26 protein-coding genes are annotated in these 26,057 nt (G+C 26.6%); 8 read left to right on the top strand and 18 right to left on the bottom strand.

What is annotated here, in order from left to right; genetic code table 11:
- Positions 1-72: 72 nt before the first annotated feature.
- A complete protein-coding gene (locus ACTNAO_RS09530) occupies positions 73-804 on the bottom strand; it encodes a hypothetical protein (protein WP_441028621.1) in 732 nt (243 codons plus the stop codon).
- A 148-nt stretch (positions 805-952) separates the two neighbouring features.
- Between ACTNAO_RS09530 and ACTNAO_RS09525 the strand changes: the two genes are divergently transcribed.
- Entirely contained in the window at positions 953-1,609 is a 657-nt protein-coding gene (locus ACTNAO_RS09525; RefSeq protein ID WP_441028596.1) for an HAD family hydrolase, read from the top strand.
- A gap of 150 nt (positions 1,610-1,759) precedes the next feature.
- Positions 1,760-3,595, top strand: a complete 1,836-nt coding sequence (locus tag ACTNAO_RS09520; protein ID WP_441028593.1) for an alpha-amylase family glycosyl hydrolase — start codon at positions 1,760-1,762, stop codon at positions 3,593-3,595.
- 53 nt (positions 3,596-3,648) lie between these two features.
- On the opposite strand, the gene ACTNAO_RS09515 is transcribed toward ACTNAO_RS09520, so the two are convergent.
- Positions 3,649-4,152 (bottom strand): COG2426 family protein, encoded by a 504-nt coding sequence (locus ACTNAO_RS09515; protein WP_441028591.1) that lies wholly within the window; start codon positions 4,150-4,152, stop codon positions 3,649-3,651.
- A gap of 204 nt (positions 4,153-4,356) precedes the next feature.
- Here ACTNAO_RS09515 and ACTNAO_RS09510 point away from each other — a divergent pair, with 204 nt between their 5' ends.
- A complete protein-coding gene (locus ACTNAO_RS09510) occupies positions 4,357-6,276 on the top strand; it encodes a glycosyltransferase family 39 protein (protein ID WP_441028589.1) in 1,920 nt (639 codons plus the stop codon).
- Positions 6,277-6,338: 62 nt separating this feature from the next.
- On the opposite strand, the gene ACTNAO_RS09505 is transcribed toward ACTNAO_RS09510, so the two are convergent.
- The 3 genes from ACTNAO_RS09505 to ACTNAO_RS09495 form a co-directional block, all read right to left on the bottom strand.
- On the bottom strand, positions 6,339-7,463 hold the full coding sequence (locus tag ACTNAO_RS09505; RefSeq protein ID WP_441028587.1) for a sensor histidine kinase: 1,125 nt from the start codon (positions 7,461-7,463) through the stop codon (positions 6,339-6,341).
- A gap of 172 nt (positions 7,464-7,635) precedes the next feature.
- The gene (locus ACTNAO_RS09500; protein WP_441028585.1) at positions 7,636-9,096 is read right to left on the bottom strand and encodes an FtsX-like permease family protein; all 1,461 of its coding nucleotides are present in this window, start codon (positions 9,094-9,096) and stop codon (positions 7,636-7,638) included.
- A gap of 96 nt (positions 9,097-9,192) precedes the next feature.
- Positions 9,193-9,732, bottom strand: coding sequence for an ABC transporter ATP-binding protein (locus ACTNAO_RS09495; protein ID WP_441028584.1), 540 nt, complete (start codon positions 9,730-9,732; stop codon positions 9,193-9,195).
- A 211-nt stretch (positions 9,733-9,943) separates the two neighbouring features.
- On the opposite strand from ACTNAO_RS09495, the gene bcp reads away from it, so the two are divergent.
- Both bcp and yaaA read left to right on the top strand, forming a co-directional pair.
- Positions 9,944-10,414 carry a thioredoxin-dependent thiol peroxidase gene (gene bcp, locus ACTNAO_RS09490; protein WP_441028583.1) on the top strand — a complete coding sequence of 157 codons (471 nt, stop codon included), beginning with the start codon at positions 9,944-9,946 and terminating at the stop codon, positions 10,412-10,414.
- Positions 10,415-10,424: 10 nt separating this feature from the next.
- Positions 10,425-11,165 carry a peroxide stress protein YaaA gene (gene yaaA / locus ACTNAO_RS09485; protein ID WP_441028581.1) on the top strand — a complete coding sequence of 247 codons (741 nt, stop codon included), beginning with the start codon at positions 10,425-10,427 and terminating at the stop codon, positions 11,163-11,165.
- Between the two features lie 38 nt (positions 11,166-11,203).
- Here the strand turns inward: yaaA and ACTNAO_RS09480 are convergent, their stop codons facing one another.
- The 5 genes from ACTNAO_RS09480 to ACTNAO_RS09460 are packed head-to-tail and all read right to left on the bottom strand — an operon-like array spanning position 11,204 to position 15,633.
- Positions 11,204-12,031, bottom strand: a complete 828-nt coding sequence (locus tag ACTNAO_RS09480) for an NUDIX hydrolase (RefSeq protein ID WP_441028579.1) — start codon at positions 12,029-12,031, stop codon at positions 11,204-11,206.
- A gap of 16 nt (positions 12,032-12,047) precedes the next feature.
- Complete coding sequence (nadE, locus tag ACTNAO_RS09475; protein WP_441028578.1) at positions 12,048-12,779, bottom strand: NAD(+) synthase; 732 nt, start codon at positions 12,777-12,779, stop codon at positions 12,048-12,050.
- A gap of 13 nt (positions 12,780-12,792) precedes the next feature.
- Entirely contained in the window at positions 12,793-14,271 is a 1,479-nt protein-coding gene (locus ACTNAO_RS09470) for a nicotinate phosphoribosyltransferase (RefSeq protein WP_441028576.1), read from the bottom strand.
- Positions 14,272-14,303: 32 nt separating this feature from the next.
- Positions 14,304-15,086, bottom strand: a complete 783-nt coding sequence (locus ACTNAO_RS09465; RefSeq protein ID WP_441028574.1) for a ribose-phosphate pyrophosphokinase — start codon at positions 15,084-15,086, stop codon at positions 14,304-14,306.
- Between the two features lie 25 nt (positions 15,087-15,111).
- Positions 15,112-15,633 carry a cysteine hydrolase family protein gene (locus ACTNAO_RS09460; RefSeq protein ID WP_441028572.1) on the bottom strand — a complete coding sequence of 174 codons (522 nt, stop codon included), beginning with the start codon at positions 15,631-15,633 and terminating at the stop codon, positions 15,112-15,114.
- Between the two features lie 195 nt (positions 15,634-15,828).
- Here ACTNAO_RS09460 and ACTNAO_RS09455 point away from each other — a divergent pair, with 195 nt between their 5' ends.
- Positions 15,829-16,575: a Bax inhibitor-1/YccA family membrane protein gene (locus tag ACTNAO_RS09455; RefSeq protein WP_441028570.1), complete on the top strand. Its 747-nt coding sequence runs from the start codon at positions 15,829-15,831 to the stop codon at positions 16,573-16,575.
- 53 nt (positions 16,576-16,628) lie between these two features.
- On the opposite strand, the gene ACTNAO_RS09450 is transcribed toward ACTNAO_RS09455, so the two are convergent.
- Positions 16,629-17,747 (bottom strand): hypothetical protein, encoded by a 1,119-nt coding sequence (locus ACTNAO_RS09450; protein WP_441028568.1) that lies wholly within the window; start codon positions 17,745-17,747, stop codon positions 16,629-16,631.
- Entirely contained in the window at positions 17,716-17,904 is a 189-nt protein-coding gene (locus ACTNAO_RS09445; RefSeq protein WP_441028566.1) for a hypothetical protein, read from the bottom strand. Before ACTNAO_RS09445 ends, ACTNAO_RS09450 begins: the two co-directional genes overlap by 32 nt.
- Before the next feature lie 326 nt (positions 17,905-18,230).
- Here ACTNAO_RS09445 and ACTNAO_RS09440 point away from each other — a divergent pair, with 326 nt between their 5' ends.
- Both ACTNAO_RS09440 and ACTNAO_RS09435 read left to right on the top strand, forming a co-directional pair.
- Positions 18,231-18,386, top strand: coding sequence for a hypothetical protein (locus ACTNAO_RS09440; RefSeq protein ID WP_441028564.1), 156 nt, complete (start codon positions 18,231-18,233; stop codon positions 18,384-18,386).
- Complete coding sequence (locus ACTNAO_RS09435) at positions 18,364-19,272, top strand: hypothetical protein (RefSeq protein WP_441028562.1); 909 nt, start codon at positions 18,364-18,366, stop codon at positions 19,270-19,272. Before ACTNAO_RS09440 ends, ACTNAO_RS09435 begins: the two co-directional genes overlap by 23 nt.
- Positions 19,273-19,345: 73 nt before the next feature.
- Here ACTNAO_RS09435 and ACTNAO_RS09430 read toward each other — a convergent pair whose 3' ends face one another.
- From ACTNAO_RS09430 to ACTNAO_RS09405, 6 genes are all read right to left on the bottom strand, one after another.
- Positions 19,346-21,040 (bottom strand): NEAT domain-containing protein, encoded by a 1,695-nt coding sequence (locus ACTNAO_RS09430; protein WP_441028560.1) that lies wholly within the window; start codon positions 21,038-21,040, stop codon positions 19,346-19,348.
- Between the two features lie 19 nt (positions 21,041-21,059).
- A complete protein-coding gene (locus tag ACTNAO_RS09425) occupies positions 21,060-21,440 on the bottom strand; it encodes a YbaN family protein (protein WP_441028558.1) in 381 nt (126 codons plus the stop codon).
- 8 nt (positions 21,441-21,448) lie between these two features.
- On the bottom strand, positions 21,449-21,748 hold the full coding sequence (locus ACTNAO_RS09420; RefSeq protein ID WP_441028556.1) for a nitrous oxide-stimulated promoter family protein: 300 nt from the start codon (positions 21,746-21,748) through the stop codon (positions 21,449-21,451).
- Between the two features lie 60 nt (positions 21,749-21,808).
- Positions 21,809-23,479, bottom strand: a complete 1,671-nt coding sequence (locus ACTNAO_RS09415) for an ABC transporter ATP-binding protein (protein ID WP_441028554.1) — start codon at positions 23,477-23,479, stop codon at positions 21,809-21,811.
- Positions 23,480-25,222, bottom strand: coding sequence for an ABC transporter ATP-binding protein/permease (locus tag ACTNAO_RS09410; protein WP_441028552.1), 1,743 nt, complete (start codon positions 25,220-25,222; stop codon positions 23,480-23,482).
- Between the two features lie 149 nt (positions 25,223-25,371).
- Positions 25,372-25,944 (bottom strand): xanthine phosphoribosyltransferase, encoded by a 573-nt coding sequence (locus ACTNAO_RS09405; protein WP_441028619.1) that lies wholly within the window; start codon positions 25,942-25,944, stop codon positions 25,372-25,374.
- Between the last annotated feature and the right edge of the window lie 113 nt (positions 25,945-26,057).

Raw genomic sequence — 26,057 nt, 5'->3', positions numbered from 1 at the left:
AAAATCAAAACCTTTCTTATTATATTTTATTTTATTTTGTCCTACATAATAAAAAAAATTCTTGCATAATACCTAAACAGTATATAAATATGATCTTCCCTTTTTACCTATTCTTTTAACAGCTTGTACTTCATATAAAATATTTAATGTTAATTGTGCCTTTTCAATCTTTATATTGGCTTGTTTAGCAAAATCTTTACTAGTAAATTCATTACTTAACCCCTTAGGGATTAATTTTTTATAATCATCAATTGTACAAATATTTATTTCTTTTTCTACCCTCTTTGGTATTCTATCCATGCAATGTGATCCCTTCTTTTTATCTTTACTCCATCCATTTAAATATCTATATTCCTCAACATCCAACAAAATTATCTTTAACTTTAAATTATCATTATTAAGGAATTTTTTTATTTTATAAAGTTCAAAAAAGGCATCATATACAGTCCCAGTTTTAGGTGATTTTCTTCCCTTTGATACCTCTGCTGTTTCATCATTAACCCAATAAAGCCATTTATTAAATGCTATTGGATATACAACTGTAACCTTATAATTTTTTAAAAATTCAGTAAGCTTATTTCTAAGTTTATTAAACTGCTTAGTTTGAATTTCAATAATCCCTTCTTCATTATATATGTCCGCATAATTTTTCCCAATTTTAATTTCTTGCTTTTGTTTGTCAGGCTCTAAATAATTTTTTATTATTGCATGTAAACTCTTTTCACTTAATGTACCAATTCCATGTTTTTTTTGATTATTCATTATTACTTTATTATATGCTTCTGTAAATCTTACATTATCCATATCTTTCACAATTTAATCCTTTGTCTTTATACATTAATAATAATTCACTAAATTAATAAAAACAACTTCAATTGTTCTATGTTTTTTAATTGAATAATACTATTAACTGTTGTAAAATTTCTCTTATAAATAAACGGGAGATGAAAAAATGTATAAATGTTGTATTTTTGACTTAGACGGTACACTTCTTGATACTATAAAAGCTCTTACTTACACTACTAACTTAACACTAAAAAAATATGGTATTGGCCCTATTACAGATATAGAAACAAAAAAATTTGTTGGCGACGGATATAAAAAACTTATGGAAAGAGCCCTTAAATTTTGTGGTGATACAAATCTTGATAATTATGAAGATTCACTAACAACTTATTCTGAATATTTTAAACTTCACTGTCTATATGAGGTTAAGCCTTATGAATATATACTAGAACTATTGCAAAAATTAAAATCAAGTGGAATTAAGATAGCAGTTTTATCAAACAAACCCCATGAAAGAACTCTAGACAATATAAAGGCTATATTTGGAGAAAAATATTTTGACGAAGTATGTGGTCAAAAAGAAAATGTAAAGAAAAAACCAGATCCAGAGGGAGTATTTAATATTTGTAAATCATTAAACGTAAAACCTTCAGAATGTCTGTATGTGGGAGATACTAACACAGATATGAAAACAGGAAAAAATGCAAACATAGATACTGTTGGTGTTTTATGGGGATTTAGATCTCGCTCTGAACTTGAAATGTACAAACCCAAATATATAGTTTCTAATCCATTAGAAATTGCTACAATAGCTATGAAATAAGATTACTTTATGTAGTCTTATTTTTTACATTTTATTAACTTTTTAATATTTTATTTACATTTTGTTAATATTTTTATTGATTTATTAACAATTGGTGATATAATAAGTATATAGATATTGTAAAGCTTTTCTACATAGGAGGAGGTTATTATGCTAAATTTATTAGAACAAACTTTAGATAATTATACATATTCCTACAATAGAGACTACTTAAACAGTAAAAAATCAAAGAAAAACCAAAAAGATTATGGCTTAAGAGATAAATGTGAAGAAGGCGTTATATTACATGCATGGGATTGGCGCTTTAAAGATATAAAAAGTAATTTAAAACAAATAGCTAAAGCAGGTTATACAAGCGTTCAGGTATCACCTGTACAACCTAACAAAGATGGTAACTTTGATACAAACTATGATTGGTGGAAATTATACCAACCAATAGATTTTGAAATTGGAAATGTTCTTGGAACTAAAGAAGAATTTAAAGACATGTGTATGGAAGCTCATAGATATGGAATTAAAATAATAGTTGATGTTGTAACTAACCATTTAGCAAATGAAAATGGGAACGGAAATCATGCTAAATGGGATAGAAATCACAATATTCCTTCATACATAAGAGAAAATGATAGCTTTTGGCAAGATGAATCTTTTGGTGCATTTAATAATGACGATAATGATAGAACTTCAATGACCCAAGGTGCTATTGGAATGCCAGGATTGAATACAGCTAATAAGCAATTACAAGAAATAATTATCAATTTTTTAAATGAAATGCAAGACCTTGGAGCAGATGGTTTTAGATTTGATGCTGCAAAACATATAGGTCTTCCAACAGATGAAATTTCAAATGATTATTGGCCTACAATAATAAATGGAATCAAAAATAAAAAGGCAGATGCATTTGTATATGGTGAAATTTTAAATGAATGTGCTACTGACATTCAAAATTATTCAAAATACATGAAAGTAACTGATAATGTTTATGGATGGAATGTTTTAGATGCTGTAATAAATTGTAATGCAGGTCTTGCTCAATACTATATGCGTCAAGATATTCCAAAAAATTTAGTTACTTGGGTAGAATCACATGATACATATGCAGGCGATTACGGAAGAAAATCAATTTCAATATCAGATAATAATATAATTTTAAGTTGGTGCATTTTAGCATCAAGAGCCGACTCAATTCCAATGTTCTATGCAAGACCAAGTGAAGGATTAAGAGGTAGTATTGGTAGTCCTTCTAATACATCTTGGAAAAACAACTTAGTAGTAGAAATTAACAAATTCCATAATCATTTTGCTACTAAGAATGAATACATAAGAATATTAAATTCTAATACTGTTTTTGAAATTGAACGTGGAAACTGCGGTGTTGTAATAGTTAATCTAGATAAAAACAACGCTAATATACATACTCAAACCACATTAGATGATGGTACTTACATAGATAAAGTTTCTGGAAAGAAGATTAAGGTTCAAGATGGTTACTTAATGACTGAATTAAATGGAAGATCTGTTATAATTGCTTATAAAGAAGATATTATAGAGGAAACTCCTTCTCTAGATATTATTAATACTCCTATAGTAAATAGCAATAACTCAATTAATCAAGGATTTTTATATGCTTTTAAAGATTGTAATTGGAATAAAGATTTATTTGCATATGTTTATGCTAAAGAGAATTCCTATACAAAAGTCTTAACACCTTGGCCTGGAGTTAAAATGAATCTTAACGAAAGTACTTATTCTTATGAACTTCCAGAAGAATGGCAAAATCCTAATACTCAAGTAATTTTTACTGATGGAAACAATCAAATACCTTTTAACTACAATCCTGGTGCTTATTATGTCTCTGGAACTGCAATGGTATTTGATGGTGAATCAATAGATTACGTTACACCATCTAAGTTAACAGCAAAACTTACACCAACAGAATACTTAAATATAATGAAACAAAATCTTCATCATGAATTATGCTCATAAAAATAAGCCTAATTAGAATTTAGATTCTAATTAGGCTTATTAAATTGCAATTATTAAAACATTCTTGTTAACCAAGGTATTCCATAGGAAATAATACACATAATTGTTGTAGCAACAAAAAGTCCAACTACTATGGCAGGAAAAGCTTTCTTTATCTTTATTCCAAGAAGTGAAGCTATTAATGCACCTGTCCATGCTCCTGTACCAGGTAATGGTATACCTACAAAAAGTACTAATCCTAAAAATTCATATTTTTGTATCTTGTCACTTTTAGCCATGGATTTCTTTTCAAGCTTATGTACAAGTGGACTGAAAAGTTTAGTTGTTTTCATCCAATTAAATATTGGAGTAATAAATAAAAGAATAAATGGAATAGGTATTATGTTTCCTATAAAACATATTATTACTGCTTGCCAAATTCCAATTCCAAGAAGTGAAGCTGCAACAAGACCACCTCTAAGTTCTAATATAGGTACCATTGAAATTATAAATGCTATAAGTTCTTTAGGCATAAAACTTAAAGTATTTGTAAACCAATTTATTAATGCATCAGTCATAAAAAATTCTCCTTATTATTAACATACAACTATAAAATTAATTGTGTTTCTATAATTAATTATGTTACCATAATTTATTCATCCTAACAATAACACTAATATTAAAATTGTGCTAAAAAATCAAAAAAGTTGCTATTCTATACAATTGACATGAAATATGCCACAATTATAATTAAGTTAAGATTAAAAATTAGGTGGTCTATTATGAATTATAATAAAATATTCTCAAAAGAAAACTTCATAAAATTAACAAAAAAAAATTATAACACTATAATAATAACTTTTATTATTATATTTTCATTTATACTAAATTTTTATGCCATTAAAAATTATGGATACGGTAATGAATATTATTCAGCAGCAGTTCTTAGTATGACAAAAAGTCTAAAAAATTTCTTTTTTGTATCCTTTGATCCTTCAGGTATTCTATCAGTAGACAAACCACCATTAGGCTTATGGCTTCAATGTCTTTTTGTAATTATTTTTGGTAATAATACATATTCAATAATGCTTCCCCAAGCCTTATGTGGTAGCTTATCAAGTTTACTTATATATATAATTGTAAAGAAATATTATAAGAATTCTTTAGCTGCAATATTATCCTCATTATTCTTTTCACTTACACCAATAGTAGTAGCAGTTTCAAGAAATAATACAATTGATATGCAGCTTATTTTCGTTTTACTTTTATCTGCAATGTTTTTACTTAAATATATTGACACAACTAAAACAAAATTTTTATTACTAGCTGGCTTTCTAGTGGGTATAGGATTTAATATAAAAATGCTTCAGGCATATCTTATTATTCCTGCCTTTGCTATTACATATTTACTATTTTCTAAAACTAATACAAAACAAAAAATTTTTCAGTGTATAATTACAACCTTTATTATTATAATTGTGTCATTTTCTTGGGCAACCATTGTAGATATTACTCCAAGTTCTCAAAGACCTTACATAGATAACACCTCTTCAAATTCCGTATTTGAATTAATAGCTGGGCATAACGGAATGTTTAGAGTTTTAGGTGATGAAACTTTAGATAATACTATAATATCTTCTAATAGCCAAAATAAAGGTAAACACTCTTTTAATTCAATATATCAATTTGATGATTATATAGGTAATCCATCTATTTTTAGATTTTTTACAGAAAGCATATATGGTCAAATTTCATGGCTTATTATTTTTGCTTTGTCTTTTATAATAATGTATATTAAAAAAATAAAAATTAATAAAAATACCCAAAATGCATTTTTCACCTTATGGAGTACATGGTTTATTAGTATGTTTTTATTTTTCAGCTTTGCTGGATTTTTTCACAGATATTATTTAGTAATGATAGCTCCTTCTATATGTATACTAGCTGCTTGCAGCATACCAATTATGATAGAGTATCTAAAAAGCAACGTAAAATACAAAAAATACATATTACTGTTATGCTTTTTAATTACTATGATTCTAGAAATAATAAACATAAAGAAATTCAATAACATTCCTAAATTGTTACAAATACTAGTTATATTCTTATTACTAATAACATTTATATATATTATTAATATAATAAAAAGTAAAAAATTCAAAGAACATATACTACTAATAGGAATTATGACTATTTTAATTGCTCCAGCTTATTGGTGCTTAACTACAATAATATATGTTCCAAACTTAACAAAACCTTCCGCTGGACCTGAAATTGCGAATGAAGATCTTAACCTACAAAAAATAAATGGTGGAGTAACTACCCTTAAAAAGAATCTTGATTTAGAAAAATACCTTAAAAATAATTATAAAGAAGGTAGTTTTTTTGCTGCCACAACTAAAAGTAGTGATCTTGCAAATTTTATTATTGATACGTCTCTTCCTGTTTTATCATGTAATGGCTTTTCAGGTGATATTGATTATATATCATTAGATAAATTTATAAGTTATGTTAATGAAGGTAAAGTTCGTTACTTCATAATTTATAATGATAAGGAAGCTAAAGATACAGAAATCACAAATTATGTTAAAGAAAATGCTCAATTAATAGATGAAAGTGAATATAATATGCTTTCACAATTTCAATCAAAAATAGCATTACAGAAAAAGTATAATTTATCATTATACTATTTTAATAATTAATTTATATATAATAAAAATCCTTTATACAAATACTACACAAAAATAATGCCTAGCAAAAAAACTTAGGCGTTATTTTTATTTAAAATAAATCCAATTTCAAAACATATATAGCTGCCTTCTAAATATGCCTTTGTAAAGCCCTCATAATTTTTAACTATTTCTTTAGTTATTGAAAGTCCAAGACCACTTCCTTTATTGTTTCGCGACTTATCCAGCTTATACATTCTATGAAATAATTTCTTTACATCTTGCTCTTTTATGTCATCATAAGGAATATTTGATACTTTAAAAATGGCATAATCTTTCTTATCTATTACTCTATTATCAAGTGAAATATTCACTGTAGTTCCTTCCTTAGAATATTTTAATGAATTAGATATAATATTTTGAAATGTTCTAGCAATAAGCATAGGATCAGCACATAAATATAGATTTTCCTTACATATACTAACATCTAACTTAATATTGCTTTTATTGAAGCTTTCCTCTTCACCATCTAAAATCTGCATTAAACTTTCATTTAAGTTTATAAGAACATTTTCTTTTTTTATATCATTAGATCTCACCTTAGAATAATAAAAGAAATCTTCTAACATCCTCTTTAAATATGAACTTTTTCTATCTATAATATTTATATATTTATCTAGTTCTTCACTATTTGTATATTTCTTTTCTTGTATCATCTTTATGTAACCCATAATGGTAGTTAAAGGTGTTCTTAAATCATGAGATATATTAGTTATAAATTCTTTCTCCTGAGAGTCTCTATTTTCAAGTTCTTCAGTCATGGAATTTATACCTTCTGCTAAAGATGTAAGTTCATTTTTATATTTTATTGGTGCTCTTATAGATAAATCACCTTTACTAATGCTTTCCACAGAATTATTTAGCTTATTTATGTAATTTACTCTTCCGTAAATAAAAAATATAAATAATAACATTATTACTATAAATAGTATGAACATATCCATAACATTACCGTTATCACCACAATACCCCATGTTTATAACAACAAGATATCTATTATCTGTTATTTTAATAATATTTTTAACTTCATATTCATTTGAATCTTCACTAACGCTAATCTCCACATTATCTTCATTAATATTTATTCTATCAATATCTAAAATATGTGTATTATAAACTACACATCCTTCCTTATCTGTTAAATATAATGAACTACGCATATTGTCTGCCTGCTCAATTATTTCCTTAAGTTCATTATCAATTCCTGCCTCACTCAGATATCAATATTTATTCTATCAATCTTTTCCTTCATTAGACTAATGGTATCATAATTATAATTGTAAGCAAGACTATATTTTTTATTATAGCTGTAATTACGAAAAAATTTATCACTTATAAATGCAAATCCAATCCATCCTTAATAAAATAATCACAAAGCATTTGTCTTATATCTTCATCATCTTCAATAACTAAAATTTTATCTCCCATGTAATCACCTTTTTCTTCAAGTGAACTATTCATCTTCATGATATTTATATCAAATAATAATGAAGAAAAAATTGTTATTACAGAAAGAATCTTAAATACTTTTAAAAATTTCATAAGTGATGCTGCAAGGTTTGCACCTACATCATTTATATTAAATATATCTAAATCACTTAAGCCATTAGCAAAATCAGTATTTTCAGCATTAATAAGATATTCAATTTCTTCGCCTAATTCTTTATTTTCTTTATAAACCGCTATATCATTTATACCACAAGATTTATATATGCCTTTTACCATGATTTTTATATTACCATTCTTTGTAGTTACATCTAAAGTATCTCCAACATTTATTTTGCAATTATTATGCATTTCATCTGATATTATGGCTCCTTCCTTATCTCCCTCAAACAGGTTTTCACCTTCACAAATATTAAACTTAGCAGAATATTTATCAGGATTTACTTCATATATTGTTATGTTTCTATAAGGAGTTTTTTTATCCATGTTTGTTACATTCCCATTAATGGAGTATAACTTATCGTACCCCTTAACTGATTTAGTTGCATCAAGCAAACTATCAAATTCCTCAGAATTATTAGTGTCTACTGTATAATTATATGGAAGTGCCTCTTTTATAGATTTTGTCATATTATCCTTAATTGAACCTTCTAAATAAAATCCTATAAGAATAAACCAAAGTGTTATTGTTATTCTAACAAGTACTACTACAAAGCCAAATAAATTCTTCTTTATAGATTTAAAACAGTAACGTAAATTTATAAATCTTAAAGGTACTATACTGCTTATAATTTTAAAAATAATACATGTAAATATAACAAAGATAATGCAAAAAGCTGTTAATCCTATAAGTCCTATAAGGCTCCCCATATTATTGCTTATTATGCAATATAACACCATAATAAGTGGAACAACAAAAATGCATTCTAATGATACTTTCTTAAGCTTCTTTCTAAGTTCATCACTACTACTATTTTTCAAGATTGAAATTGGTCTCATGCAAGATATTAATTGAAGTGAAATCATTGATATAATAAAGAGTGCCAATATATTAAAGGCAAGATTTTTAAGTATGAATAATATGGCCCAAGCAATACCTTCTGTGTATTTTATTCCTTTATATGATAATAATAATAATAATATACTTAAAGGATAACTAAGTATACTTGCTATAATAATTACTGGAACAAACCATATAGATATTTCTAGCATTACAGATTTTTTTATGTCACTAATTTTTATTGATAACATTCTTAAAATTGCTATATCCTTTTTTCTTTGAAACATAATCATACTAATTGTAGAAACTATACATAAAATAGATATTATATATGTTGCTATGCTCAATATTCCAAGAGAAGTTTCTTCTAGAGCTTCACCTATTATTACTTCATCATCATCTATGTCATAATCTGAAATAATTGCTGATGTAACAATTCTATATTAATATGATTCATGTAAACCACCATCCTGCAAATATAATCTTTTTTCACCTAAACTTCCTATTGTCTCATCATGGGTCACTACAATTAATGTTGCATTAGTAGCTTTTTTAAATTTTAAAAGTATATCTATTACATTTTGTCCATTTTTAGAATCAAGTGCCCCTGTTGGTTCATCACATAATAATATTTTGGGATTATTTACAAGAGCCCTTACTATAGAAACTCTCTGCTTTTCTCCTCCAGATAAATTTGTAATTTTACTTTTCTCCTTTCCATTAAGCCCTATATTTTCTCTTCTTAAATTATCTAATACATTTTGACTTTTATAATTAACCTTCTTCTCATCAATAAAAACCTCTCCATTTGTAGGTTCTTCAAGCATTCCTATAATATTTAATAATGTAGATTTACCACCCCCTGATGGCCCCATTATCGTTACAAATTCTCCATCTTTAATTTCTAAATTAATATTCTTAAGTACTTTTTGTGTAAAAGATTTACCTTTAAATTCCTTTGATAAATTATTAATTTTAATCATATCTAACACCTCATTCCTTTGTATGTAATAATCATACAAAAGAAAGATAAAGATTATTTTTAATAAAAATAAAGAAAAAATAAAGATGTTGTATATATTTTTATTGCTGTGCAATAATTATTATTTAATAATTGTTATTGATTATCATTTATTTCTCTGTTAGAATAAAATTATAATAAATTACTAAATTAATTATGAAAGGACTGATAATATGTTAAAAGAAGGATTAAAAGCACCTGATTTTACTTTACCTGATAAAGACGGAAATGAAGTTACACTAAGCAAATTAATAAAAGATCACAAAACAATTGTTTTATATTTTTATCCAAAAGATTCAACTGCAGGATGCACTAAGCAGGCATGTGGATTTAGAGATTCCTATAATGAATATACAAAACTTAATGTTCCAATAATAGGAATAAGTAAAGATAGTGTAAAGTCACATATGAACTTTGCTACTAAGCAAGATTTACCTTTCATTTTACTTTCTGACCCAGAACTTCAAGCAATAAATGCTTACGATGTTTACAAGGAGAAGAAAATGTATGGAAAAACATATATGGGCGTAGTTCGTACTACTTATATAATAACAGATGGAATTATAGAAAAAGTTTATGACAAGGTAAAAGCAGCACAAAATGCAGATGAAGTCTTAAACTATTTACAATCTAAAGAAGTTTAAGATTATTAGTATGAATATTATTATTTCACCTGCAAAGAAAATAAACATAAATAATGATGATATAGTAAATATTTCTATGCCATCATTGCTTTCAAAAACTTATATACTTTATGAAAAGTTAAAATCACTACAATACGAAGATTTAAAAAAAATTTTAAATTGTAGTGATAATATTGCAAAACTTAATTTTGAAAGATATAAATATATGAACTTAGAAAGAAATTTATCACCTGCTATTATTTCATATGAAGGAATTCAATATAAATATATGTCTCCAAATTCATTCACTTACGATGAATTTGAATTTGCAAATAATCATTTAAAAATTCTATCTGGCTTTTATGGTATACTAAAGCCTCTTGATGGCATTACTCCTTACAGGCTTGAAATGCAATCAAAGTTTAATGTAGATAAATATGAAAATCTTTATGATTTTTGGGGTGATAGTATATACAAAGAATTAACTAAAGACTCTAATATTATTTTAAATTTAGCATCTAAAGAATATAGCAAGTGTATAGAGAAATATGTAACCGACAATGATACCTTTATTTCATGTACTTTCGGTTCTTTAAAGGATAATAAAATAAAAGTAAAAGCTACAGAAGCCAAAATGGCTCGTGGTCTTATGGTAAGATATATATGTTCAAATTCAATAAAGGATATTGATGATATAAAAGGCTTTTCTGATATCAATTTTACTTATTCAAGTGATTTATCAACTAATAATAATTTTGTATTTTTAAGATAAAATAGTTCAAGATTTTTCAAAATCTTGAACTATTTATTTTACTTAGCTTTTATATATAATTTAGCAGGTCTATGTCCTGCCCCCTCTGATAGCTTTTCAGTTTCAGTAACTAAATCTTTAATTTTACGCCTAAAATTAGCCTTTATTAATTTTTCATCTAATACAATTTCACATATAGTCTGCAAATCTGTTAATGTAAAAAAATGTGGAAGCAATTCAAAAGCTAATTTATGATTATATAAATCCTGCCTTAATTTTTCAACTGCACAAGCTATAATTTCTGCATGGTCAAATGCTATTTGGTTACATTCTATAATCTTAAATTTATCATTATCAACTTTTGAAAATTCATCTCCCATTTCGATAACAGCTGTGAGAATTTCATCCTCATTTCTTAAAGTTAAATTATAAATATTATTCTTTTCTTTTTTATAATCAATATTAAACCACTTTTCATTTGCATTATGTTTATCTATATTAAATTTATTTTCTTCTGCTAACGCCATAAAAGCACAAGATATTACCCACCCTCTAGGGTCTCTGTCTAATTTACTGAATACTTTAAGTTGTGATAAAACAACATCTTCTATTCCTGCTTTTTCTTTTAATTTCCTGTATGCATTATCTTCTAATGATTCATCAGGTTTTATAAATCCACCTGGAAGTGCCCACTCATCCTTAAATGGATGCTCTTGCCTTTTTACAAGAAGAACAGAAAGCTTTTTTTCTGGTAACTTTCTATAATCTTTACTTTCTTGTGTCTTTACAGTAAATGCTACAATATCACTAGTTAGTGATGGTCTTTCGTATTTATTAATATCATACTTTTGTAAATATTCTTTCTCACTAAGTTTATTATCTTTCATATTTTTCTCCAAAATTTTATTTATACATAAAAGAATCCATCAATTGTAACTTGAATTTATTCTTTTCATGCATATTATCTATTTTATCTTTTGTCTCTTTATCTTCGCATATTCCTGTTCTAATATATTTGTCTAAAACTGCATAAGTAAAGCCTAAATTATCCTCATCAGTTTTTCCACATAAACCATCTATAGGAACCTTATCTACAAATTTAGCAGGCATATTAAGACTTCTTCCTATAGCCTTAACCTCTGCTACAGTAAGATTAGATAAAGGACTAAAATCTCCTGCACCATCACCATATCTTGTAGCATATCCTACATAATCTTCTGATAAATTGCATGTATTAGCTACACGTCCATTTACAGATTGTGATACTGCATATAAAGCTGCCATTCTAAGTCTTGGTGGAAGATTTGTTTTTGCTTGATCAGAAATGTTTATTCCTGATTTGTTAATTTCTTGTATAATTCCATTATAAGAATCTTGAATGTTTAAAATGCAATATTCTATATCTAAATATTTAACTAAATCTCTTGCTATATCAATATCTCCTTGCTGTCCATTTGGCATAAGTACACCATATACATTTTCTTTTCCTAAGGCCTCCTTGCAAAGTGCTGCAACTATTGAGCTATCCTTACCTCCTGATATTCCAACAACAGCTTTGCAACCATCTCCATTTTCCTTAAACCAATTTTTTATCCATAATACTATTTTATCCTTAATAATCTCAGCGTCAAACATAAAAACATCTCCCTTAAAACTTACCATCATGTAATCTTTCTCTTATTTCTGATAATGTGTATTCCTTAACCATAGAACTATCCTTAAATACAGTAATTAGCATATTTTCTTTATTATAATTGATAGTGTTTCTATCTAAACCATCTTCATATGTTATTACACCATTTTTATCATGAAAAACTCTACACATTCCTCTTTGAGACTTTTTAAAGTTTCCAGTATCAGTCTTTGGATTTTTAAATATCATAAGAGGCTTATCTCCCATTTCACCATAGGTAGCCTTTACTGCAATTCCAAATGTATCTCTAGTAAAAGGACTAAATTTGCCGTCTTTTTGTAAACATTCCATAGAAAAGCTTCCGACTCCTAGTGCAACGTTATTACATGCAAATCCATTTTTAATTAAAATCTCATATATTTGTTTAGCCCTTTCAGGAGTAATGCTATCTCCATAAATTGCCTTTACATGACTATCTAATACCTTATAGCCTTTAGAATTAACTGTTCCACCAAATATATCCCATAAATGAAATACTGTATCTGTAACAACCTGCACAGGATCTCCGCTATCTCCTCTTACAAGTAAACATCCATTATGATTTAGTATATCTTCTTTACACTGAGGCAAGATGTTATCAACAAGATTCCAATAATCATAGCTATCACTAACCATAGAAAAAGAAAGATCCTTATAAGTTTCATTTAATAATCTCTTAAGCATAGTAATTTCATCACCATCTACAGCAGTATTACTACACATAACAGAATGTTCAGTACTAATAGAGCCAAAGGCTACAGGTTCTTTTGTACAATCACAATTATAATATTCTTCTAAAAATGGTATTGCTGGCACTGTAGCTGTATTTAAAAATGATAGACAAAATGCTGCACTACTTTTAATTGCACTTTCAAGACTTTCTTGACCTCGCATACTAAAATCTCCTAATGCCTTTGATCTAGGAATATTATCATCTACTGAAATATCATAATACTTATTTACAATTTGCCTATAATTGTATCCAACATTTGCAGATACCATAGTATGCCATAAAGAACAGCTAAGAAGTGTTTCTATTGCGTTTACAAGCCATGCAAAATCTGAATGAGTATTGCTTATTTCAAGCATTGGAACTTTTATAGGTACTCTTTCTCCTTCAGGTATAGCTTTTATTTCTAATGGCAAATATCCTAAGTCATGCAACTTTTTAATCTTTTCATCCTTGTAACTATTTTTTCCTAATGTGTAACTTAATATTCTATTATACTCAGCTACTACCTCATCTTTAGGTTTACTAAAGAAATTTTCATTAAAATAATCAATTAAATATTCTTTTATAAATGCTTGAAGTCCAAACATTACAAGTTTATCTTCTCCTTCTATACGAGTCATTCTTGGTGTAAAGTAGGATACTAGTTTAGTTATTCCCTTTGGATATTGTTCGCTATGAACTGTTTTATAAAAATCACATAATAATAATGGTAGTGTCTTCATTTTATTTTCCCCCTTTTAAATCCTAACTAAATTTATATAATTTCAATTTTTTTATTTTTTTCTGTAAAAATACTTTCAGTTGTAAATACTTTTTCTATTAAATCATCTTTTAATAATTCACCTTTTAAAATATTGTTTTCACAGTGAGTTACATAAAGATATATTTTATCTGCACCTAATTCTTTTAACTTTTTAGCGCTATGATAAAATGTACCACCGTAGGAGCATATATCATCAATTATTAAAACATTAAATTTTTCTTTAGGTATATCTCCCATTACATCAAGCCCTTTAATTTGTCCAGTTCTAAAATCACGTTTTTTTATTCCAAAAGCATTGCTATGATCTAAAATATCACTATATCTTTTGCATGCTCCCTCATCAGGATAAAAAATAATATCATTTGTATTCATTAATAATTTATCCACAAGTGATTTTATTTTATCCCCAATATTTTCGCATTCAATGTTATTTATTAATGCTAAAGATACATAAGAATGAGGATCTCTAACGATTACCTTATCAAAATTTAAACTGTTAATAAACTCTGCAAAATATTTAAGTGTAAATACTTCATCCTTATTTTTCACTCTATCCATTCTTGCATTTGGTATATATGGCATTTTCAATATTACTGAATTAACACTTTTATTTTCTTTTATGTGTTTTGTTATAAAATAAAGCCATGCCATTTCTTCATCATTTTCATATAACCATTCTATTTCAATATCCTTGTCTTTTATTAATTTCCTAACCCGTAAAGTATTATCTGGGAAATACTCTTTTTTAAGTATTTCGTTATTTATCCTTATCATAAATCCTCACTTCCTATAATAATTTTTACTCGTTTATAATTTTAATTTGACACATTTTCATTGCTTCAAGGGCATTTTTATGACTTTCTTTTGTAACTCCTGCACAAGCACTAGCATCAACTTTTATTACAGATTTTAAAAATGCAGCTTTAAGAATCATTGCATTTGAAATAACACAAATATCTGTACATAGACCTACTAATTCAATTTCATCAAATTCCTTATAGTCTTGCTTTAAATAATCCACAAGTTCTAATGATCCAAAGGTATCCTTGTTAATAACTTTATATCCTTCTGTTAATAACTCCTTTGATATTTCCCACCCTTTTGTATCCTTAACACAATGCTTAACTGGTAAGTTTTTGCCTTCTTGTGTTTCTAAATAATCTTCATTGTGAGTATCTCTTGTAAAAATAATTACATCATTATTCTTTTTATATTGTTCAATTTTATTTTTAACATTAGACAGAATTGCCTGTGCCTCCTTAGTACCTAAACTTCCATCAATAAAATCGTTTTGCATATCAACAACTATTAATGCTCTCATAAACATACCTCCTGAAATGTTATTGTTAATTTGATATTATCATTATAATACTATCAACTTCTAAATGTCAATAGAATTTTATGTTCTTAATATGTTAATACAAATTTTAAAAAAATACTATATGATGCTAATTCCAATTTTGATAGAATATAGCTATATCTATTATTAGAAAAATAAATATTGGAGGTATGAAAAATGGAATTAAAAGTTTCAAATCCTTATATAAAAAAAGTTAAAAAACTTTCTGCAGCTTCAAATAGTCTAACATGCTCAATGGCAGGAACTTCATCAAAAGTATTTTTCTTTTTATTATTAACTGTTGTTGGAATATGTATTAGTGCCTCTGGAATTATACCTATTGAAAATAGTATAACTGCAGTACTTATTTGTTTAATAGTATCACTTATTTCATCATTAATAAGCTTATTTATTCCATCAACAACACCTGTATTAGGTTCAATATTTTGCCTAACAGAAGGATATGTTGTTGGTTTGCTATGCATGAGCTATTCTTACCTTTACAATGGAGTAGTTCCAACAGCATTAATTTTAACTTTCATTGTTATATTTGCAATGGCATTTTTATATTCAACAGGTATTATAAAAGTAAATCAAAAATTTAGAGCAATAGTAAGCACTTTTTTCTTTGCAAGTTTAATTTTTGGTGTTTTCATTTTTATTAGCTCATTTTTTACACCTGTATTTTTAAACTTCTTTTATGGTTATGGACCTATGGCTATTGCTCTTTCAGTTGTAGATGTAATTTTAGCAGCATTATTCATTGTAACTGACTTTGATAGTATAGTTACTTGTATATCCAAAGGATATCCAAAGAAAACAGAATGGCTATTAGCATTTTCACTTGTAATGTCTATAATAATATTATTTATTAGAATTTTAAATTTATTAGTTCAAATAGCCGGTGCTTCAAATAATGATTAAAAAAAATAAGAAGCTGATTTCCTATATAAAAATCAGCTTCTTATTTTTTTATTTTATCTATCTTCTATAACTTGAATAATCATATTTTCAAAGGCATTTATCATTTTTGGATGTTGAATAAGAAAATGAATAGCAGGTGTTTTATTTTTAGATAAAATAACCCACTTTCCTTCATGTATAACAATTTGTATGTTTCTAAAGGCAGAATTAAAATTTTCTTTTACAATATAATTAACATGACTTTTTTCATATTCTCTTATAAGGTATAAATGTTTTTGATAATCTTCCCAACTATAAAATATATCTTTTTCAAAAAACATACCAGAAAGAGATAAAGTCATTGGAAATTGTTTAAATTCTTCCTCTGTTAAAATTGGGATTTCTTCTGTAATAGTATCATGTTTTAAAATTTCATCTATCATTTTACGTTGATTAATAACATATTCTTTAATTTTCTCTTCATTAAGAATATTATTTTTTCTCAATATTTTATCAATAAGTTCATCTGTAGCTGTATACAACGGTAATGCTGACAATATTGTACGTCTACAACCTTCTGTTTTTGAATCTACCTGTAAAAAAGTATTATAAGCATTTTCAGAATCCTTCTTATAAATTTTCATAAGAGGTAAAGCTTTTGAAAGTAAACGTTCTGCCCTTCTTTTATAATAATATACTTCTTCCTTGTTTTTAGTCAAATAATATTTTCCTTCACTATGATATCCATTAATTGCTTCACCAGTCAACGCTACAGTACCAGAAACCTTCAAAAAATGTGAAAATACATTATTTTGTATACCATTTAAATAGTAAGGTGAAATTTGTCCAGTCATATACATTGGTATCCAACTTTCCAATCCTAGCATCATATCTTCAAAAGATCGATCTATGTTATGAATTTGATTTAAATGTAATCCCTTTTTTAACATCATTGCCATACCAAACATCCATTTCTTAGGGAAATCAGGGTCCTTTGCCATTTCTCCCATAGGCATATCACTATACATAATAACAGGCTCTTTAGATTTAGAAAAAACTGTTGCTTTCAAAAATGCTAATTCACTATTCATCATTTCTTTTAACCCAAAATAACTTTTAGATATAGGCAATTGAAATTTAGCACTAGGAACCTTTAACTTATCAATGTGCAACAATTTCTTTTTCTGATTCATCTTTATAACGACGACCCACAAAATTTGCAATTCCTAAAGCAAAGTCTTGTAAATTTGAAGGTCGCCTTTGACCATTTCTAATTCGAGAAATATATGATGAATCATAGTTTAAAAATTTAGAAATTTCAGAAATGCTAATTGGCAGTACTGTAAGCAATGTACTAAAATTATCTTGCAATCTTGTAGCATTTATGTTATTATCCTTAGCTAATTTAGAAAGAGAAACATTTACTGACTCCTTTGTTATTCCTGAAATTCCCTTATTCTTTGCAATCTTAATATTACTTTATATATCTAATATTTTGTCTTTAATTTCCTATATGTCAATGACTTTCCGGTAATAATCATATATACCAGTAAAGAAATATTTCCTAAATTCGAGAAAAAAATAATTGGGTGGTAATATATGCTCATAAGGAGGGATAAAATTTAAAAGGCAACCATAAATTTAATTAATAATGTATATAAGGTAAGGTGATGATTATGAGGAATATTTCAAAAGTAAAGAAAAGAAGAACATTAGCGTCCTTGTTAATTTTTAGCATGATTTCTTCATTAACATTTGCAGCTCTTGCTGATGATATAAATGTAGATGATTATCATGAAGAAGGTGCATATGAAAACTTGCTATTCGCCTAATTTTAGCACTAGTGAGGAATATACACCATTAACTTCTTTTAAAGAAGGCAAAACTTATCGCTATTCTATTGCATTATCTAAAGATTATTATTCAGATTTCAAATTTGCTAACAGCATTAATTTAACAGTAAATGGGAACAAAGTTATATTGCCATGCGATGAAAATTATGCACAAGAAACAGCAATTAAGACAATGACTCCTAAAAGTGATTTAACATCTATCGATGATAAGGATATTGTAATGACAGAAGATGATAATAAAGAATGTCATAGTAAAAATTATTCTGCCTTTACATTTGAAGCAGGGCACAACTATTCATATGGAATAAAACTTAGTGCAAAATACGGCTACTATTTTTCAGATATACCAAGAAAATTATTAATTAATGGCAAAGAAATACAAAATGCTAATTTCAATATTACATCAGATGGACTTAGCGTAAATGCTATGCTTTCTTCGGCTGGAAATTTATTAACATCTATTGAGAAAGACACCATCTATACTTATACTGTTGAAATGATGCTATCACAAGATGCAATTAATAAAGGATATAGGCTTAGTGACAATATCAATTTAAAATTAAATGGTAAAGTCATAGCTTCAAGTAATTCTAAAAAAATATTTGATAATGAAAAATTCAATAAAAAAATAGAATTTAATAATGTAGAAATCACACTAAGTGAAGCTAATATTGAACCATCAAAGGAAGATACTGATAAACCTGATACTCCTGGTACAGTAACACCACCAACACAAGATACTAATAAACCAACCAAAGATAATGACGGAAAAGGTAACCCAACATCTGATGCTACAAGTATTATTGGAATATTCACAATGTTTACTGGATTAGTTGGAACAGCCACATTTAAGAGAAAAAAATAGCATAAAAAATTAAATTGCCGCATTTTTTAATTATTCTATAAAGATAATCAAAAAATCTAAGCGGCAATTTTTCTTATATTTGTTTCTTTATTTTTTTCTTTCTTTTTATTATTGCAAATACAATTCCTTCTAGTAAAAATATTATAGTCATTGTAGCTGCACTTGATACCATTATTGCTTTTTTGTTACTACCAACTTCATCATTACTTCTTTTCATGAAATTTTCCAAAAGTTCATCTTTGTTATTTTCATCATTACTATTAGATGCTACTCCTTCGTCTATTAAAACCATTGTATCTTTAAGCAACTTTATTCCAAAATCAACATTTTTATTAACAGCAGAAATAAGCATGTACATTTTTATGGAATCATCTATACCATTTATCTTAAATCTTATAGCCATATTACCATCATTATCCTTAGATACAATTTCATATTCTATTTCTTCATTATTAACTTCTACTTTTATATTTCCCATGGAATTACTTCCTGATATTTTTATTGTTAAATAATATTGACCATCTATTTCATCTAGTATACATGTTTTATCTATATATTTACGTGCCATATTTCTTCCAATAGTACTATCACTGATAATTTCATTTTCAATAGTATACTTTTTGTAATAATTTTTCATTTCTATTTTTATATCTTCTGATAGCTCTTTATTATTTATTTTTTCATTATTAACTGTTTCACCACCTAAAAATTCTGGCACAGGTTGAACAGAAGATATACTTGCTAATGGTTTACTTGATTCTGAACTACTTATTAACTCCATTGAATTTTCAAGTAATTGAATTCCAAATGAAATATCCATTCCTATTGCATTTATATATGCATTAACTTTAATATCATCTTTAATAGAATTAACTTTAAATCTTATATCCATAGTATAATTTGAATCATTTTGTCTTACAATTTCATAAGCTATATTTCTATTATTTACAGAAACCCTAATGTTATTCATTACATCAAGATTAGAAATTCCAAGTGTTATATATGTATTATCATCATACTTTTCCACATAAGAGCTTGTGCTTATAGCTGCTCTTGCAGCTGTATACCCTATGCTACTACTTGTTATAATTTCATTTTGAATTTTATATATAGAATAATTTGCATCTTGAGATGGCAAAGATGGTTCTTGCATCTCTGGTTTTTTTTCAGGTTCTTCTATTTTATCATTACTAGGAATATTTTCTGGTTTATTATTTGAAGTATTATCATCTGAGTTATTTTTATTATCATCTTCAGGTGGATTATTATTTATTAAATCCTTTAATGGAATAGTACTAGTATCAAAAATTATTCTAAATGATACAGGCATTACCATAAAGCCTGTATTTATCTTACTTGAAACTTCAATAATATTATCTGCATCTTCTAGTGGAATAGTTGCATATAAATTATCGTTTCCTTCTTCTCTTGTTTCATAATTGACTTCTTTACCATTAATCTTAACAACTATGTTAGTCATAAGTTTTCTTTTATTAAAATTAACTATGGCCTTTACACCATTATCTGTAATTATTATATCTGATTCATTGTCAATATATTTTGCTGCAGATGAAATATCATCTGAGTCTACTTTTAATACATTTACTTTTACCTTATATTCCCCATTTTTAAATTTACTATTAAATAATATATCCTGATTTTTTTCTGAAATATTACTTAAATTAGCCTCTGCAAACACATAATTATTTTCCAAAGTAAAAGTAACTATAAAAACTGTAATTAATATTATCGATATAATTTTTCTCATAATTGTCTCCTTAAATTGTCTATTTTTCTTGCTTTATTGTCTTTATTCTAAAAATGAAATAATAATATTTAAATAAAACTAATAAAATTAAAAATATCTTTATATAAATGCTATTTAAAATTATTATTGGAAAGGCAATCATAAAATCAGCAAAAGCAAGCAAGCATATTTTTTGTTTTAAAGTCATTGCCCTTTCCTTAACAAAGCTATCAAGATGCTTTTTATATAATTTTGTATTAGTAAACCAATTATTAAATCTTTCAGACCCCTTTGCAAAACAAAATGATGCTAAAAGAAGAAATGGTGTTGTTGGAAGTACTGGTAAAACAACTCCTATACTTCCTAAAATAACAGCTATAACTCCAATAATAATATATATGTATTTAACAATCCTTCTCATATCTACTCCTATTTATCTAATAAATGTCTAATAAATTCTATTGGTCTATAAAACAATATTCTTGGTCCTGAAAATCTCATAACTTCTTTTACCTTAATTCTCATATCCTTTTTATAACAATGAATAGGGCATTTCCCACATGTGGTTTTTTCATTTTGAAATTTACAATTTGTAAGTCTCTTATGTGCATATTCTAAAAGTTCTTCACATTCAGGACAAAGCTGTCCTTTTTTTGTCTTATGTTTTTTTTCACAATAAAGATTTATCATAAGTGTAATTACTTCTTTTTCTCTATCAATTCTATTCATATTAACTCCTTGTTATTTTAATACTATTATTAGTGAAGTTGAAAAAATTAAGAGACTTTTTTAAACCTCTATAATTTTTTTATCCTTAAGCTTTAATATCCTATTGCAAATTGATGTTGTACTCATTCTATGAGATATTAAAACTATAGTTTTATCATTGCATGTATCTTTTATTGATTTTAAAATCATTCCTTCATTTAAAGTATCTAAATTGCTTGTTGGTTCATCTAATATAAGAATATTACTATTCTTTAAAAATGCCCTAGCAAGTCCAATTCTTTGTTTTTCTCCCGAAGACAAACTACTTCCAAGCTCAGAAACTTTTGTTTCATATCCATTAGGAAGTGATTCTATAAAGTTATGAATAGCAGCTTTTTTTGATGCTTCTATAATATCTTCTCTTGTTGCCTTTAAATTGCCTAATCTTATATTGTCATATATAGTTTCATTGAACAAATAAGTTTCCTGACTTACTAAAGCTTGACTATTTCTTAATGATTCTGTATTAATATCTTCAATACTTTTGTTATCTAACTTTATATTGCCATCACTTACATCAAAAAACCTCATTATAAGTTTAATAAATGTACTCTTACCAATGCCACTTTCACCTATTAATGCTACTTTATCACCTTTATTTATGTTTAAAGATGTATTATTTAATATTTCTTTACTAGAATTTTTATATGTAAATGATACATTTTCAAAACTAATATTTTCACCTTTTATATCTTCTTTGTTATAAACTTCATTTACAAAAGGCTCCTCATCTAAAAGATTAAATAATCTTTCAGCACTTGCAAATGTTTGAAGAAGAGTGTTTGAAAGATTACTAAGAGCAACTACAGGTCCAAATGATGAAGCTATTAATATAATTACAATAATCATTTCTGTAAAACTTATATTTCCCTTAACATAAATATTAAAACCACATATAGCAAATAATATAATTGAGCACATAATAGTAAGTTCAACTAAAGCTCTTACTATACCCTCATGCTTTTTTATAACATCTAAATCCTTATTAATATTTTTTGATTTATCATTAATACCTTTAATTCTATCTTCTCCAGCTTTAAAAAATAGTATTTCTTGAAGTCCCCTTAAAGAATCAAGAATATAACTATTGCAATCACCAATATTTTTTCTATAGCTTACTCCTGCTTCCTTTCCCACTGAAGATGAAAAGTATGGTATAAAAAATCCTACAATTAAAAATGATATAAGAGACATTACTCCAAATACTACATTAATCTTTCCAAGAACAATAACTATAATTGTATTAGTAATAATTGCAATTGAAATAGGTGCTATAGTATGTGCATAAAAAACTTCTAAAAGTTCAATATCTGAAGTAATTAACGCAATTAAACTTCCTTTATCCTTTCCTTCAAGCTTTGCTGGCGCTAAACTTCTAAGTTTTGTAAATATCTTATCTCTTAATATATAAAGTATTTTAAATGCAATATAATGACCAGAAAGCTGTTCTCCATATCTTAAAAAACCTCTTAAAGTAGCACATACTACCATGACGATAATTGAAGCTTTAAATGTTATCCATGAAATATCACCATTTAAACTTCCTATTGCTACAGCTGAAAATACAGCAATTGATATAGATGCTAGAAATCCTATTACTCCAAGAAATATTGTTATAAGCATAATAGGTGCAAGAGGTTTTAATTCCTTAATTAGCCTTTTCATTATTTGAAACCCTGACATTCTCTTCATTTATGACACCTCTCTTATCTTTTCTAATTCTTCTTGGCTCATAACCATGTTAAAATAATGATTTTTAAATTCCATTAATTCATCATGAGTTCCTTTCTCTATTATTTGCCCTTTGTTTATAACATATATTTTTTTAGCACCTCTAACATTTGCAAGTCTATGTGATATTACAAGTACAGTTTTATCTTTTGATATTTCATCAATTGTTTGCCATATTATTTCTTCACTTTCCACATCTATGTTAGATGTTGCCTCATCAAATATAATCATTGGAGCATCTTTAAGCATTGTCCTTGCTAATGCAAGTCTTTGCTTTTGACCACCTGAAAGCTTATTACCATTTTGACCAACTTCACTATTTAAACCATCTTTTAGACTACTAACAAAATCAAATAATCTAGTTTTCTTTAAAACTGCTTCTATTTCTTCTTTAGTTGCATCTTTTTTAGCTATTAATAAGTTTTCTAAAATAGTTCCATTAAATATGTAACTATTAGTTGAAACAATAGATATATTATTATATATAGTGTCAAAATCTAATTCTCTTGCATCTATATCATTAATAAATATATTGCCTTCTTGAATATCATATTTATTTAAAATAAGTGACGCTATTGTACTTTTACCAGAACCACTTTCCCCTACAATTGCATTAATACCACCATTATTTATATCTAAATCAATATCCTTTAATATCTGTCTTTCATTATCATAATTAAAGCTTACATTATTAAATGAAACTTTAACTTCACTCCATTCTTCATTTTTAAAACTACTTTTTTTCTTTTCTCTTTCCTTAGAATCGAGTATATTGAAAATTCTGTCACTTGCAGCCATTCCATTCATTGCAATATGAAAATATGACCCTAAAAGTCTTAAAGGGATAAAAAATTCAGATGAAAGTAATATTATTATTATTAAATGCCCCACTTGAAGCTGTCCATTTTTATACTGAATTAAAGCTACTATACTTCCAAGGGCTGATCCTAAAAATGCTACTAAGTCCATAATCGTTATTGAATTAAGCTGCATGCTTAAAACCTTCATTGTTATCTTTCTAAAGTTTTCAGCCTCTTCATTCATCTTTTTATGTCTTTCTTCATCAACATTAAATACCTTAAGGGTTGTTAATCCTTGAAGATTTTCAAGAAATGTTCCTCCAAGATCTGAATAAGATTTCCAATAATCCTTTAAAATTTTCTTTGCTATTTTCATAATTGCAATTATTGAAATAGGAATTAATGGAACACATAGTATAAATACTATAGCTGCCTTTATAGAAATAAAACTCATAAATATAAACAATGTAACTGGTACTAAAAGAGAATAGAAAAATTGAGGAAGGTATTTACCAAAGTAAACTTCAAGTTGTTCTATACCTTCTCCTGCTACCTGAACTACTGCAGATGTGCTTTCATAATTTGAATATCGTGTTCCTAATCTTAAAAGCTTTTTATATATCAATTCTCTAAGTTTAACTCTTGCACTACTTGATGCAAAATTAGAAAACTTCAAATATAAAGTGCTGCATATAAATCTTAAAATTAAAAGTACTGCAATAATAATTACCTTAAAAACACTATTTGAAATAGATTTATAAAGATAAATCTCATTTATAGTACTTCCAATAATAAATATAATTGCCACATTACATAAAAATGAGATCCAATTTGAAAGTATAGTAAGTGCTATATATTTCTTTGAATCATTACAAAGGTTTATTAACCTTTTATTTATCATCATAAAACTTCCTCCATTGAAACTTGTTATTACTTAATAAATATATATCAACTGATAACAACTTTCAATAGTTTTTTTGTTTTATTTTAAATAAAAATATAAAAAATAAAAAAAAGCCACTTTTTTAAGCAGCCTTAATGTATATAACTTATTTATCTGAATGTCACACCATTTTCCACACTCATTTTGTCGATTATTGCAAGAGATTCTAAATGAATGCCTTGTTCTCTTATCATTTTTCCACCATTTTGAAATCCTTTTTCTATTACAATTCCAGCACCTACAACTTCTGCTCCAGCATCCTTTACTAATTGCGATAAGCCAATTAATGCTTGACCGTTAGCTAAAAAATCATCTAATATTAATACTTTATCTCCTTCATTTAAAAAGTCTTTAGATACCATAATATCATATACTTTTTGGTGAGTAAAAGATTCAACTTTAGTTGTATACACATCTCCTGCAATATTAGTTGTTTTAGTTTTTTTTGCAAAAACCACAGGAACATTAAAATATTGTGCAGCTATACATGCAATAGCTATGCCAGAAGCTTCTATTGTTAAAATCTTAGTTACTTCTTTTCCTTCAAAACGTCTTTTAAATTCCTTACCTATTTCATTAAGAAGGTTAATATCAATTTGGTGATTTAAAAAAGAATCAACTTTTAAAACATTACCTTCTCTAATTTTACCATCCTTTTTAATTCTGTCTTTTAATAATTGCATTATCATTTCTGCTACTTAAAATGTAATCAAATATAAACATTTTAAGAATTTTACTGTTTCAATGTATCTGCTTTTGTTATAAAAACTACTTGCATTTGATATGATACTCCACA

Source organism: Clostridium sp. HCP1S3_C6, from assembly GCF_052066735.1.
GTDB lineage: Bacteria > Bacillota > Clostridia > Clostridiales > Clostridiaceae > Clostridium.
Note: the sequence above shows the minus strand (reverse complement) of the source record. Positions and strands in the feature narration are given on the sequence as shown.